The following is a 13456-nucleotide window of genomic DNA, read 5'->3' as shown; positions in this document are numbered from 1 at the left end:
GCGTCTCTTCTAGTGGGCGCAATCCCGGTCGGCGAGTCCTGCCGGAAGGCGGGCCAGCCAGGACCGTTCAAAGAGACCGGATCCGGCCGCCACGACTTCGGTTGAGTCACCCGGGTGCCACATGCGTTCCAGCCCGTCTATCTGGTAACAAGCGGTCAAGACGTCCGGCGGAATAGCATACCCAACGACTTGGGAAGCGGAGTGGTTTGTTGCAGCCAAGATGTCGTCGTAACTTGGAGCTTGGCCAAACGTATCGGACAGCAGGTGGCGATTGACGCCCCAGAAACGGTAGAGCTGTTCAGATCGCTCACCGATTTCCAGAAAGTCCAACCTTGCAGCCTGCCTATCCTCGTCCGCAAGGTCGCCCAGGATTCTTTCAAATGCTGTCACATCATTGATGGGGCCGCCATGCCACACGACAAGACTGCCCTCAGTAACGATTTTCTCGCGCCCGGCCGGGAAAAGATAGTTGGCGCAACTTGAGGCACATAACCCGTCGACAATGATCGTTCGGGGGCGACGAGGAAGGCTTTCCGCAAAAAATAGCCAAGGTCGGACGGGGCCGCCGGAAGATCTCAGAATGATTGAACTAAATCTTCTGGAGCGGATCAGGGCGGCATCGAGGTTGGAGAGAGTTTCTATTGAGCCATAGACACAAAGGCCGCGATCACCGCCTGCCTGAACCAATTCTAGCCCGCCGGGTGCGGAGGGATTGCGAGTGGCATTCGGGAAGAGTGCTCGGCAAGCATCAATGAGCGGCGTTGGATCGGAGACGGGTGGGTCATCGGTCCGCAACAGCCAGGCGAACGGGCTGGCGATTGCAATGCCAATTATTGCCATGGCTCCTGCCGCAAGGCCAGAAAAGCCAATGCCGGTCAATGCGTAACTCGAACAACGCGTCGCGGCCGACTGAGGTCCACCTGGAAGGCTACCGGCGCAATGTCCACAGTCGCGGTGGACGGCGCGATAAGCTGTTCCGTGGTGTGATCATTCAGCGTCAGAGATCTGTCATCCACGCCGGGACTTAAATTATGGGATGCAGTGGATAATTGCGTTTGCCGCTGTGAGGGGAACCTCACCGACACCGGTTCAACAGAGAAAACCACCTGCTCGCGGCAATCGGCAATTCCGCCCAGGTCGGTATCTGAACATGGCGCGATTTCCTGTGCTTCCAGCCAGATTGCCAGTGCTTCCCGTTTTGACCCGAATAGAAATTCCACCCGCCGGTTCAATGCACGCCCGTCCGCCGTGGAATTGCTGGCAACAGGGACGGATTCGCCGAATGAGACGCGATAGATTTCGCCTTGATACACGCCTCGCCTGGCGAGCTCTGTTGCCACGGCGTCGGCGCGCCTTACGCCAAGATCATAGTTGTAGGCTTGTGTGCCGAAAGCATCGGTGTGGCCGGCGATGAAAAGCACAACGTCTGGAGGCTCGTGCTGCAGACTTTCAGAGATCACCTGAATGACATCTTCCGCCTCTGGCCTGATTACGGTTTGGTCGAACTCGAAGAAAATCTGTTGATCGAAAATCACCTGCAAGACAGGAATGTCGGCCGGGAAATCAGGCAGGTCGTGTTCAAGGCGCTCAACAAGGTATTCTTCATAGCGGATTAGCTGATCCCCATAACGTTCGGAGAGGCGCTGAATTCTGTCCCGCCGGTCATTGTGCTCGATGATTGCAGTCTCCCAGGGCTGCAACACCGGAACACCTTTCGGTGGCTGGGCATGCGCTCCTGCGACGACAGAAAGACAACCAAGTGCAGACAGAAGCAGTTTGCGCATCAAAACGACCCGGTAGCCATCCGGACCATCTCGAAGTGGAGGGCGTTGTCTTCCAGGCCCGTTATGGTCACGGAGCTGTCGTAGGCCCGGCCGCTCAGCTGGTCGCCTTCAATGAAGAACTCCATTTCGCGAAGGCCCGAGAACGGCATCCATTCGGGGAATTCCGGATTGGTATCTGGATTGTCGGACCATATTTGAGCGAAGACTCGATCACCTATGAACTCGCAGGATTGATCATTGTCTGGCCGGCATGCGAGCACACCGGAAAAAGGTGTGTATCGGGCCAAATCGGTCTGGACGGCGATCCAGGAGTTCACTGAATCACCGTTTCTATCGACCGATAGGCGCATTCGGGCCGGATACTCCCCGTTGGGGTAGCGGATTCGCCCTTGATAGAAGGTGACCCGCGCCGGCGGCAGAAGAAATTGTGGTAGACCTTGCGCACTGGATAGGCCGACCAGGTTCGCTTGCGATGTCAGGAAAAAGCTTATTGCTGCTTCCTGTGCCACGTCGCCGTTCCGGCCTGTCCCAAGGCCGATGACATATAGTTCAGAGCGTTGAAGGTCCAAACCGATCTGTTCGGCCGCCTCGCGAGCTTGTTGTTTTGCCTCGGAAACAGTGCCTCCAGGATATCGAAAGCGTGCCAAATCCGAATACAGGATTATACGCGGCGTGCCCTGGCTGAGCGTCAGGAACGGGCTGCGCCCCAGTGACGCAATCAGTGTACTTTCAGCGAGCGCGGTTTGGATTCCGACGCTGTCGGGTTCCGGGGTGCCAATTTGTGCGGCCTGCGCCATTGCCGCGGCCAGTCCCGTCCTGAAATGGCGGGAATAGTAATTCTGTGCCTGCGCAATTGGACCGATGCCCAGATAGCGGTTCAGCGAGTTTCGTGCACCGGCGTTCTCGCTGATTGTTAGCTGCTCGGCCGTTGAATAAAATGGCAGGCAGCCTGAGAAGACACGACTCATCCCTGAACCGTCCCGGTGAGCGATGAAGATTGTGACACGTTCACGCGGGGCGAAGCGCGATTCAATCGACGGGTCGTCAAGGTTCAGCAGGTTTCCAATGGCCTGGCGCCAAGGCAGGTTGGCCTCGTTCGGCCGTCCTGGTTGCTCATGGACAATATGATGTTCATCCAAAACGATTGCGGTTTGCCGAAGTGCGCGATCGACAGCGTCGACATTGCAGTAGGCTTCTTCGGAAATCGGGGATGCCGTGAGGGCGGTGAGTAGCGCGAGCAGAATCATACGAGCTTCAGCTCCAGGTCATAGTGTCCGTAGTCGGACAGAGGTGCCGTATCGTATTCGTCCGATTTGCCTGCGGCAGGGATCAGCACCTGCGCGCCGTCTATTTTATTCTGCGAACGCAGCTGTGTACGGTAAGCTGAGAGAGCCGCAATGACCCGGCCATCCTGCGATATGAGGCGCCCCAAATAAGCTTGCGCTTCGCGATAGCCTTTCGCGCCTCGCTGGGCCCGGTCAGCGGCCTTGAGTTTCTCTGATGCGTCGGCAGCGGCCGCTTCTGCGCGCTCGATTTCGCGCCGGACCGGCCCTTCTAGCCGCGCTTCGAGCCGGCGGCGTTTGGTGGTTGCCCTGTTCAGTTCGACGGCTTTTTCGGGATAGTCGGGATTTCGATCGTGCAGGATGTAGGCGAAGATCACGCCAACAATCCAGACGATGACATTGCCCAGCAACGAGCCGCCGATCACCCAGAATGCGTCAGTATCGCCGCCGCCACCCAGCATTTCCCTGGTCGTCAGATAGTCGGCGAGATACTGCGAGCGAGCATATCCAACCGCCGTTAGCACAGTCGTCAGGGCGAGGGTGCCGAGACCAAAAACCTGCCACGCCGCCCAACGCTTACTGTCCCGTTCCTTCACGCCCGTGTAGTATTCGAGCTGTTTGAACAAGGTGCCATGCAAGTGAGCGGCAAAGGCCAGACCGGCGCCGATCAGGAGTGCGAATGCTGATGCGATAAAGGGTGTGAAGAAATTCAGCGAATTGAAAGTTTCAAAGTTGAGCATCATCTCGGAGATGCTGATTGCCAGCAGGACAGTGCCATACAAAGCCCAGTTCAAAATCCGAGGCGGCCGATTGTTTTCCTTGTCCCGAAGCTCGTTGAACTCGCGCTCTAGCCTGCGTTCCATTGCCTCCATGTCGGCCAACGCCTTATGCAAGGTCGAGTGCTGGTCCTGTTGACTGCGCTTCAAATCCCGTTTGGTCTGCGCGAGATCAATCTGGACCTGCTGGAGGTCACGATCCAAAAAAACACCGCCTGCATTGCGATTGGCCGCGATGTCGCGAAAGGCGTCGGCAATAGCCCGAAGGGCAGCGTCGCGCCGTCCGCGAATAGAACCTTGGTACCAAGCAAGCATGCCGCCGGTAAGGTTGCTTGTGCCCGGCCCGAATGGATCCGTCAGCTTCAGCCGCGCGTCCTGGGCCTCCGCATCTAGGTGACGTAGAAGCTCGTCGCGAAGTTCGGAGCCGGCGCTTACGTCGAGTTCGTCGTACGCCGCGATGGCGCTTTCGCGTTCATGCTCTGACATTATTGGGCCTCGCGCTCTCAATAATTGTGATGTGATTGGCTCGACGGCCCGCGCCGTCCAAGAAAACCGGCTGGGTGTCAGTTGGTGACCGCTTCCCAGTCGCCAGTTTCCAAGCGGCACCAGAGTTGAGGGTCGATACTTGCAGCTGGACGGCCCTGAACGCTCAACGTCTGTTGCGAATATCGGCAGGCTGTATAACTCGCAGCCTCCGCAGTCGGAGCCGGAACCGGTGCTGGGCTTGGGGCAACAGAGTAGCTAATTCCTTCCCCGCGCGGTCCAACAAAGTTGCCGCGCTGGGCGGAGTTGCTCTGAATGGCCGCCAGTTCCAGTTCCCGCATTCGCGCACGGTCTTGTTCATTGGCAACAGCCACAAGGAGTGTGCATGCGCCGGCACCAATCAATGCTCCGGTCGTTGCCCCGCGACCGGCGCGACCGCTGCCTGTGTTATTGCCGACAACCGCTCCTAGAAGTGCGCCGGCTCCCACTGCAAGCATGCAGTTTCTGATCGCACGATCCATGGCGGTGCCGCCGCCCCCTGATGTCGTTGCGCATCCCTGGAGTGCAAGCGCGCAAGCCAACAGGCCGCCAAAAATTGATCGCCCCATGATCATAGTCCCCCCAAAATCTGCGAGCATTGCTAATTAGCAATCTAGGCGCGAAAAATGCAATCAGAAAGATTCTTTTTAATTCTGACTCCTTATAGGTGTGTCTGGTGGGCCGGTGGGCCCGAGCGGTCGAAACTTCGCGTCGGGCAAATTGTGGCGGTGCGGTCATGATCACTGGCGAGCGTCTGCCGGTTTTCAGGTCGTGGGCGTGGTCCGCAAGATATTGGTCCGTTTGGGCGGTGTGCGGCGTTTCATTCGCTGCTGGCGCTGCCCTTCACCCGGCGGTCGCCTCCTTCTCTCCTTTGTCCCGCGAGGTCGAAGGGCCGCGCGCGCAAGAATGGGAATCGAAGCAAAAATCGCCGTGCGACAGATCTCACACCCGTCCCCCGATCAGGGGAGGGAAAGCGGGGGTGTATCGGCTAGACTTCCCGTCAACCTGGGAGGGGAAATGCCATGTTCGTCAGCCTGATTGTCGGCCTCGCCGGCCTCGCAGCAACCGAGTTTCCGGATGATCCGGAGCAGTATTCAGTCTGGATGCAGCAGGCCTGCCGGATCCAGCAGGTTGGACATTCCGGCGGCGAACCGGTTGATCACACGGAGTTTTGCACCTGTTTCGATGCCGCTCTGCGCGATGCGGCCAGCCCGGCTATCTACAGGGTTTTCGCGCTGGGCTCGCAGGGCGCGGTGCGTGAGCAGGGCATGATCGAGGACTGGGAGGCGGCTCGCGATACCGCCGCAGCCGAGGCGGCAGCCTTGCCCCCAACTGACCAAGCCCAATTTACCACACTGCTCCAGGGCGGGCTCGGTCGCTGCATGCACCTGTCCCATCAGGGCGAATAAACCGTCTTGTGACATTGACTCTCGGTCCCGGATTCATAGAGTCCGGCGCAATCGCAAAACCCGCCTGAAACCGGGTGATGCAAGACCAAACTCCCCGCGGGAGAGACCGGCGAATATGCCGGCGCCGAAGGCGCAACCGCCCCGGAAACGCTCAGGCCAAGGGACCGCGGGAGAGTAGAACGCTGGAAAGCGGGTGAGGGATCAAAGCCTTCGCCCCACCGACGGAGCAAGTGCGGCCGGTCCCGATCGGGGGGCGTCCACGGCGCGCACGGAATCTCTCAGGTATTCGGGACAGCGGGGGCGATCAGCTTGCAGGCCTTGCCGGGCGTGCAGGATCGCACCCTTGCAAGGACCCGAGATGACCGAAACGCTTCACAAGACACCGCTCCACGCCCTCCATGTCGAGCTTGGCGGCAAGATGGTGCCCTTTGCCGGCTATGACATGCCGGTCCAATACCCGCTCGGCATCATGGGCGAGCACAAGCATTGCCGTGAGCAGGCCGGCCTGTTCGACGTCTCCCACATGGGCCAGGCGCGCTATGTCGGTGACGAGGCGGCGTTGGAAGCGCTGTTGACCTGCGACCTGTCGGAGATCGGTGCCGGCGAACAGAAATACACCCTGCTGCCCAATGAGCGCGGCGGGATACGCGACGATTTGATGGTCTCGCGTCCGGACGGCAATGGTATCTATCTGGTCGTGAACGCCGCGACCAAGGACGCCGATTTCGCCCATATCGAAGCGGCGACGGCTGGCAAGGGCATACTGACCCGCATCCCCGAGCGCGCGCTTCTCGCGCTGCAGGGGCCAGCGGCCAAGGACGTCATGGCACGGCTGTGCCCTCAGGCCTGCAAGATGGTCTTCATGCAGTGCGGCGTGTTCACGCTGGACGGTGTCGACGTGATGATGTCGCGCTCGGGCTATACCGGCGAGGACGGGTTCGAGATTTCCATCCCCGAGGCCGATGCCGACCGCATTGCCCGCCTGCTGCTGGCCCAGGATGAAGTCGCGGCCATCGGCCTTGGCGCCCGCGACAGCCTGCGCCTGGAAGCCGGGCTCTGCCTTTACGGCCATGACATGGACGAGAACCGTACCGCGGTCGAAGCCTCCCTGATCTGGGCCTTGGCCAAATCGCGCCGCGAACGCGGCGATTTCCCGGGCGCTGACGTGGTCGCAAAGCAGATCGAGGACAAGACCTGCCAGAAGCGGGTCGGCCTGACGCTGACCGGTGCGCCGGCCCGTGAAGGCGCCGAGATCGCCGACAAGTCCGGCAATATCATCGGTATCGTGACCTCCGGCGGCTTCGGCCCGACCGTGAATGGTCCGGTCGCCATGGGCTATGTGGATCGTGATTTCATGGCGCCGGGCACCGAGGTCGACATTCTTGTGCGCGGCAAGCCGCGCGCCGCCACCATCACCAAATTGCCGTTCGTACCGGCGAATTTCTATCGGGGCTGAGGCCCGATCATTTTTCTGGGGCAGGAGATAAACCCATGACCACGCGTTACACCGAAGACCATGAATGGATCACCGTTGACGGCGATATCGCCACCGTCGGCATCACTGGCTACGCCGCTGGCCAGCTGGGCGATGTCGTCTTTGTCGAACTGCCGGAAGTCGGCAAGACCCTGAGCAAGGGCGACGAGTTCGCCGTCGTCGAATCGGTGAAGGCCGCCTCCGAGGTCTATGCCCCGGTCGATGGCGAGATCACCGCCATCAATGACGCCCTCGAAGGCGAGCCGGCCAAGGTCAATGAAGACGCCACCGGCGAAGGCTGGTTCGTCAAGATCAAGCTCGCCGACGCCGCCCAGCTCGACGGCCTGATGGACGAAGCCGCGTACAGCGCTCATACGGCGTAAAGGATGACTGGATGGGGAAGCTCCGTCAGTTCAGCAAGCAGGTCCTGCCTTATGCATTGATGCTCTTCCTGTCGATCCGCTGGATCTGGGACGAGGACGCAACGCGTTTCCAATTGGTCTTTGCTGGCGCCGCATCGGCGATGCTGGCTTATATCGTGTTGAACGCAGCGATCGACGTGTTTGGACAGGAGCGCCTCGGGCGGGCCGGCCGGGCAGTCAAACGGGCGACCCAATTGAGTGTGGTGACGGCTTTCTTCGCTGCTGCTGCCGTCGGCGTCTATCTGTTCGGGGCCATGACAGTCGAGGCTGGCTGGTATGGTCTCGCGCTAACGACCGCCATCCTCATTCCCGTCACGACCATCACCATCGTCCTAGGCGGTCACAAGCCGATCCTTGACTGGTTCAACTCTCTGCGCAGGAAAACCTGATGCGATACCTCCCCCATACAGATGCCGACCGGAAGGCCATGCTCGATGCGATCGGCGTGGCGTCCATCGATGATCTCTTCACCGATGTGCCGGAAGCGGCACGGCTGGACGGTCTGGTCGACCTGCCGACCAAGCAGGGTGAATTGCAGGTCGAGCGGGCCATGGCGGCCATGTCGGCACGCAATATTGCCGCCAGCCAGGCGCCCTTCTTTGTGGGGGCCGGGGCGTACAAGCACCATATTCCCTCGACCGTGGATCATCTGATCCAGCGTTCTGAATTCCTGACCGCCTACACGCCCTACCAGCCGGAAATCTCGCAGGGGACGCTGCAGACCCTGTTTGAATTCCAGACCCAGGTGGCGCTCCTGACCGGCATGGATGTGGCCAATGCCTCCATGTATGACGGCTCCACTGCCTGCGCCGAGGCGGTCATGATGGCGGCCCGCGTGACGCGCCGGAACAAGGCCGTGATGGCCGGTTCGGTGCACCCACACTATGTCGAGGCGTCCAAGACGCTGGCCAAGTATTCCGACGTCTCGATCACCGTCACCGATGCGGCGCCGGCAGATCTGGATGCCGTGATTGCCGAGATCGACGACACCACCGCCTGCGTGGTCATCCAGACGCCGGACATTTTCGGCCGCCTGCACGATCTGCGCGAAGTCTCGCGCATCGCTCACGAGAAGGGCGCGCTGGTCATCGCCGTCTTCACCGAAGCCGTGTCGCTGGGTCTGGTTGAAGCGCCGGGCAATATGGGTGCGGACATTGCCGTGGGTGAGGGCCAGTCGATCGGCGTCGGCCTCAATTTCGGTGGCCCCTATGTCGGCCTGTTTGCCTGCAAGGATGATCGCCGCTTCATCCGCCAGATGCCGGGTCGCCTCGCCGGCGAGACCATCGATGCCGATGGCCGCCGCGGCTATGTGCTGACCCTGTCGACCCGCGAGCAGCATATCCGCCGCGACAAGGCGACGTCGAATATCTGCACCAATGCCGGCCTGTGCTCACTGGCCTGGACCATCCACATGACGCTCTTGGGCGAAAAGGGGCTGACCCAGCTCGCCCGTCTCAATCACGAGACTGCCTGTGAGCTGGCCGATGCGCTGGCCTCGATCCCGGGTGTCGAACTGGTCAACGAGACCTTCTTCAACGAGTTCACCCTGCTGTTGCCGAAGAATGCCGACCAGGTCGTCAACGAACTGGCGCGCTTTGGTGTGCTGGGCGGTGTGCCGGCCAGCCGTCTCTATCCGGGTCGCTTCGAGAATTACCTGATCGTCGCGGCCACTGAAACCAACACGCCGGAAGACATCGCCGTCTTCGCCAAGGCCCTCGCGGGAGTGCTCTGATCATGTCGATGAACACCCAAGGACGTCCCACCCGCATGGCCGAGAATATCGCCACCGGAGGGTATGCTGACACGATCTCCGGCAGCCGCGGTCTCGACCAGGCCGAAGCGCTGATCTTCGAGCGTGGTGACCTGGATCGCTGCGGCGTTGACCTGCCGGAACCCAAGGGTCTCAAGACCCGTCTGGGCGGTCTCGAGCGCAAGGATGCGATCGGCCTGCCCGGTCTCGCCGAGCCGGAGACGATGCGCCACTACGTCCGTCTGAGCCGCAAGAATTACGCCATTGATCTGGGCCTTTACCCGCTCGGCTCGTGCACGATGAAGCATAATCCGCGTCTCAATGAGAAGGTCGCGCGGATGCCCGGCTTTGCCGATGTGCACCCGCTGCAGCCGGCCTCGACGGTGCAGGGCGCCTATCAGGTGATGGGCGAGCTGGCCCATTGGCTGATGACGCTGACCAACATGCCCGCCGTCGCCCTGTCGCCGAAAGCCGGTGCGCATGGTGAATTCTGCGGCATGATGGCGATCCGCGCCAAGCTGGACGCCGATGGCCAGACCGGCCGTCGCCGCATTCTCGTTCCCGAGAGCGCCCACGGCACCAACCCCGCAACCGCCGTACAGTGTGGCTTCACGGTCGACGAGATCCCGGCGGACAAGACCGGCCGGGTCGACATGGAGGCCTTCAAGGCCAAGCTCGGCGATGATGTCGCCGGCATCATGCTGACCAATCCCAACACGTGCGGCCTGTTCGAGCGGGATATTCGCGAGATCGCCGACCTGATCCACGAGGCGGGCGGCTATTTCTACTGCGACGGCGCCAATTTCAACGCCATTGTCGGCCGGGTCCGTCCGGGCGATCTCGGCGTCGATGCCATGCATATCAACCTGCACAAGACTTTCTCCACCCCGCATGGCGGCGGTGGTCCCGGTTCCGGCCCGACCGTGCTGTCCGATGCGCTGGCCCCGTTCGCACCCGTCCCCTACGTCGTCGAGACCGAGAAGGGCGGCTGGGACCTGGTCGAGCACATGGATGACGCCGAAGGCGCGCCTTTCGGTCGCATGGCCGCCTTCCACGGCCAGATGGGCATGTTCACGCGCGCGCTCACCTACATGATGAGCCATGGCTCGGATGGTCTCAAACAGGTGGCCGAGGATGCTGTCCTCAATGCCAATTACATCCAGGCCCGCCTCAGCCATGTCATGACCGTGGCCTTCGAGGGCACCTGCATGCACGAGGCCTTGTTTGATGATCGTTTCCTCAAGGATACCGGCGTCACCACACTCGATTTCGCCAAGGCGATGATCGATGAGGGCTATCATCCGATGACCATGTATTTCCCGCTGGTCGTCCATGGCGCCATGCTGATCGAGCCGACCGAAACCGAGTCGATGAGCGGTCTCGACCGTTTCATCGAAGTCCTCGAAGCGCTCGCCACAGCCGCCAAGGCCGGTGACACCGCCCGCTTCCTGGCGGCCCCGGTCCACGCCCCGACCAAACGCCTCGACGAAACCCGCGCCGCCCGCCAGCCGGTGCTGCGCTGGACGCCGTTGGAACAAGCGGCCGAGTAACGATTCCGGCATCCGGGACTGCGACCTGTGCGGTCCCGGATGACAGGGCGCTGCGAAACCGATTAATTTATGCGCATCGTCTGAGCCGCAGTGGGTTCCGGCGATCAGGGTGGGGTGGACAGTCCTGTCCTGTAAAGCCGGTTCACGAAACCGGTGCGCAGATGCAACATCTTGCCGCCGACTGATGAGCGCGCCTGAATTTCGGCGCTTTTGTCTCGCATTGGGGTGATGTTTACGCGTTTATGGTTGTCTGTTCGTCCGCGCGCCCCATATCGGTGGTGCGCCCCGACGAACGGGGTTGGAGATGGTCGCAGCGATGAATGAGAGCCTCAATGGCTGGGCCAGGAGCCACCCGATCGGTGCGTTTGTCGTGCTGATCATCCGTGGCATCTGCATCGCGATCGGCCTCTTGCTGATGGTGATCTCGGTTCCCGTCGCGATCCTGACACCCTTCCCGCTGGTGCCGATCGGCGCGTTTGTCGGCTTGCTGGGCCTTGTCCTGGTGGCAGGCGCGTCCAAGACGCTGCACACCAAGATCACTGAACTCCTGCGCCGGGTTCCCTGGCTGTGGAAGCGCGTGCGCTGGGCCTTTGGTGAAAAGGAAGCCGATCCGGCCGAATAGCCGGTTCGCACTCAGTTCCAGTCCATCCGGAAGAATGAATGTGCGGTGCGGGCCAATCGCTCCGGCACCTCTGCTGCGGCGACATGGCGCGGCCAGTTTCGCGCGGCCGCCAGGATGTCATCGAGCATGGCTTTCAGGCGCGCCGGCTTGATGTCGCCGAAGCGGCCAAAGCGCAGCAGATCGTCCAGCTCAAATCCGTCCGTCTTGCCCGACAGGGACATCTGGTGCTGTGAGGTCCAGTCGCCGGACGGGTTATAGGCGTAGACCACGTCATAAGCCGGGGCGAGGGACCATTGCCCGGCCCGGTCCATCAGGAAGGCAATGTTTTTCACATGGTCGTCCTGGTTGCGGATGACGATGTTGAGCAAGGCGCGGCGAACCATTTCCTCGCGCGTCTGATGGCCAAGCCCGAGCATGCGAATCGTTTCGATCGCCTGTTCATAGCTGTAGGCGCGCGGCTGGTTGAAATCGAAATGGCGCATCGCGGCGAGTGTCTGCATGTGCAGTTTTCCGCCCGTCTTTGTGCGGTCGAAGCGGCGGGTCATGAAATGGGCGCGGCCACCTTCCTCATGCAAGCGGCAGTCCGACATCGTGATGCCGGCCTCGCGCGCCAGGAGATGGCAGGCATATTCCAGCCGGCCATAGCCGAGTGGATCGGCGATCTCCTTGTCGGCATTTTCGCTGACCCCGTCGAATTTCAGAAGCCAGGGCTCAAAGCCCGCCTGCGCGTCGAGTTGGCCGGAGCGGAACTCCCCGGTGGCCGGCTTCCAAGCGAGCACGGCCTTGGCGCGGGCGCCGCCTGCGGACGTGCCGACGCGCAGGATGTCCTCAAGGACGAGCTGGTCGTCATCGCCGGCGAGGCGCCCCTTGAGCTCCAGCCGGTCCTTGACGATATGATCGGCGAGTTCGACCAACCCGCTTATATCGACGGTCCCGCCTTCGCTGGTCGGTCCGGCGCGCGTCGAGGGTTCGAATTCGAGCGCGCCCATGCCGCGACGCCCGGTATAGCAGAGCCGTTCCACCGGATTGAAACTGCCCGGCGCGCGGCCCTGTTCGGCGAGCCAGCGATTGATGAGAAGATGGCCGAACTTGTCCGGCAGGCTGTCGGCGAGCAATCCTGGCAGGCCCTTGAAGGCCGCACGGGGCAGGTCCGGGAACTCAAACACGCCGGGACGCAACGGCATGGCGAGCGGGGCGGGTTCGATGCCGGAGCGGGTAAACTCCGGCACGTATTCGAAGGCCCCAATATCGCGGCTGTCATCCCACAGGGCCGCGCCGATCCGGCGCCCCCACAGGATGACATCGGCACGGGTCATGCCCCGTCCTCGTCACCCCATTGCCAGGGCTGTTCCGATACGGAGACGCTGTTTCGGACGCGCTGGCGGCGCTGTTTACGGTCGCTGCGCGGATCGAGCGGGCTGACCGTCGCGTCCGGTACGAGAGCGAGCAGGCGATCGTCCATGTCCAACGCGCGGAGAACCCGCGCGACCGTGTCCAGCGTGCCGTTTCCCCCGGCCTCGAGCCGCCGCAGGGTCCGACTGGATATGCCGGCCTGTCGGGCGAGATCTTCCTGCTTGATGCGGCGAGCGATCCGATAGCGCTCGATGCGCGCGCCGACCTGTTCAAGCAGGGAATCGATCGGTATCAGATCATCTGGAATATAATCGGCCATATAAGTCCGTTTAGGCAGAAATTTTACGCTTACCGGACGTATACGTCACATATGGCACGCTGTCAAATAGGTCGTTTGCGTCCTCTTATAGGGGAATGCGGGCGTTAACCGGACGTATTTGTCCATTTATATATAGGCATGCAAGAAAAAGCCCGCGGCAATTACCGCGGGCTTTTGGCTTTCAGGGGTGAG

13 protein-coding genes and 2 riboswitches are annotated in these 13456 nt (G+C 61.3%); of the genes, 7 read left to right on the top strand and 6 right to left on the bottom strand.

Annotation, left to right across the window (positions count from 1 at the left end; translation table 11 throughout):
* Nucleotides 1–9: 9 nt before the first annotated feature.
* The 4 genes from C7435_RS16960 to C7435_RS08195 are packed head-to-tail and all read right to left on the bottom strand — an operon-like array spanning nucleotide 10 to nucleotide 4329.
* Entirely contained in the window at nucleotides 10–879 is an 870-nt protein-coding gene (locus C7435_RS16960) for a hypothetical protein (protein WP_147422658.1), read from the bottom strand.
* Nucleotides 876–1784 carry an OmpA family protein gene (locus C7435_RS08205; RefSeq protein WP_121210772.1) on the bottom strand — a complete coding sequence of 303 codons (909 nt, stop codon included), beginning with the start codon at nucleotides 1782–1784 and terminating at the stop codon, nucleotides 876–878. The genes C7435_RS16960 and C7435_RS08205 overlap by 4 nt, the downstream gene beginning before the upstream one ends.
* A complete protein-coding gene (locus C7435_RS08200) occupies nucleotides 1784–3031 on the bottom strand; it encodes a hypothetical protein (protein WP_121210770.1) in 1248 nt (415 codons plus the stop codon). The genes C7435_RS08205 and C7435_RS08200 overlap by 1 nt, the downstream gene beginning before the upstream one ends.
* Entirely contained in the window at nucleotides 3028–4329 is a 1302-nt protein-coding gene (locus C7435_RS08195; protein ID WP_121210768.1) for a DMT family transporter, read from the bottom strand. The genes C7435_RS08200 and C7435_RS08195 overlap by 4 nt, the downstream gene beginning before the upstream one ends.
* A gap of 1058 nt (nucleotides 4330–5387) precedes the next feature.
* Here C7435_RS08195 and C7435_RS08190 point away from each other — a divergent pair.
* From C7435_RS08190 to C7435_RS08160, 7 genes are all read left to right on the top strand, one after another.
* Nucleotides 5388–5774 (top strand): hypothetical protein, encoded by a 387-nt coding sequence (locus tag C7435_RS08190; protein ID WP_121210766.1) that lies wholly within the window; start codon nucleotides 5388–5390, stop codon nucleotides 5772–5774.
* An 87-nt stretch (nucleotides 5775–5861) separates the two neighbouring features.
* A riboswitch (glycine riboswitch) is annotated at nucleotides 5862–5951 on the top strand.
* Between the two features lie 3 nt (nucleotides 5952–5954).
* Nucleotides 5955–6071, top strand: a riboswitch (glycine riboswitch).
* Nucleotides 6072–6132: 61 nt separating this feature from the next.
* Nucleotides 6133–7230 (top strand): glycine cleavage system aminomethyltransferase GcvT, encoded by a 1098-nt coding sequence (gcvT, locus tag C7435_RS08185; RefSeq protein ID WP_121210764.1) that lies wholly within the window; start codon nucleotides 6133–6135, stop codon nucleotides 7228–7230.
* A 35-nt stretch (nucleotides 7231–7265) separates the two neighbouring features.
* Entirely contained in the window at nucleotides 7266–7631 is a 366-nt protein-coding gene (gene gcvH, locus C7435_RS08180; protein WP_121210763.1) for a glycine cleavage system protein GcvH, read from the top strand.
* Nucleotides 7632–7642: 11 nt separating this feature from the next.
* On the top strand, nucleotides 7643–8059 hold the full coding sequence (locus tag C7435_RS08175) for a hypothetical protein (protein ID WP_121210761.1): 417 nt from the start codon (nucleotides 7643–7645) through the stop codon (nucleotides 8057–8059).
* Nucleotides 8059–9402: an aminomethyl-transferring glycine dehydrogenase subunit GcvPA gene (gcvPA, locus tag C7435_RS08170; RefSeq protein ID WP_121210759.1), complete on the top strand. Its 1344-nt coding sequence runs from the start codon at nucleotides 8059–8061 to the stop codon at nucleotides 9400–9402. The genes C7435_RS08175 and gcvPA overlap by 1 nt, the downstream gene beginning before the upstream one ends.
* 2 nt (nucleotides 9403–9404) lie before the next feature.
* On the top strand, nucleotides 9405–10970 hold the full coding sequence (gcvPB, locus tag C7435_RS08165; protein ID WP_121210758.1) for an aminomethyl-transferring glycine dehydrogenase subunit GcvPB: 1566 nt from the start codon (nucleotides 9405–9407) through the stop codon (nucleotides 10968–10970).
* A 304-nt stretch (nucleotides 10971–11274) separates the two neighbouring features.
* Entirely contained in the window at nucleotides 11275–11592 is a 318-nt protein-coding gene (locus C7435_RS08160; RefSeq protein ID WP_075189060.1) for a hypothetical protein, read from the top strand.
* Nucleotides 11593–11603: 11 nt separating this feature from the next.
* Here the strand turns inward: C7435_RS08160 and C7435_RS08155 are convergent, their stop codons facing one another.
* Both C7435_RS08155 and C7435_RS08150 read right to left on the bottom strand, forming a co-directional pair.
* On the bottom strand, nucleotides 11604–12908 hold the full coding sequence (locus C7435_RS08155) for a type II toxin-antitoxin system HipA family toxin (protein ID WP_121210756.1): 1305 nt from the start codon (nucleotides 12906–12908) through the stop codon (nucleotides 11604–11606).
* Nucleotides 12905–13264 (bottom strand): helix-turn-helix domain-containing protein, encoded by a 360-nt coding sequence (locus C7435_RS08150; RefSeq protein WP_121210754.1) that lies wholly within the window; start codon nucleotides 13262–13264, stop codon nucleotides 12905–12907. Before C7435_RS08150 ends, C7435_RS08155 begins: the two co-directional genes overlap by 4 nt.
* Between the last annotated feature and the right edge of the window lie 192 nt (nucleotides 13265–13456).

Origin of the sequence: Maricaulis maris (assembly GCF_003634045.1) — a bacterium.
GTDB lineage: Bacteria > Pseudomonadota > Alphaproteobacteria > Caulobacterales > Maricaulaceae > Maricaulis > Maricaulis maris.
Note: the sequence above shows the minus strand (reverse complement) of the source record. Positions and strands in the feature narration are given on the sequence as shown.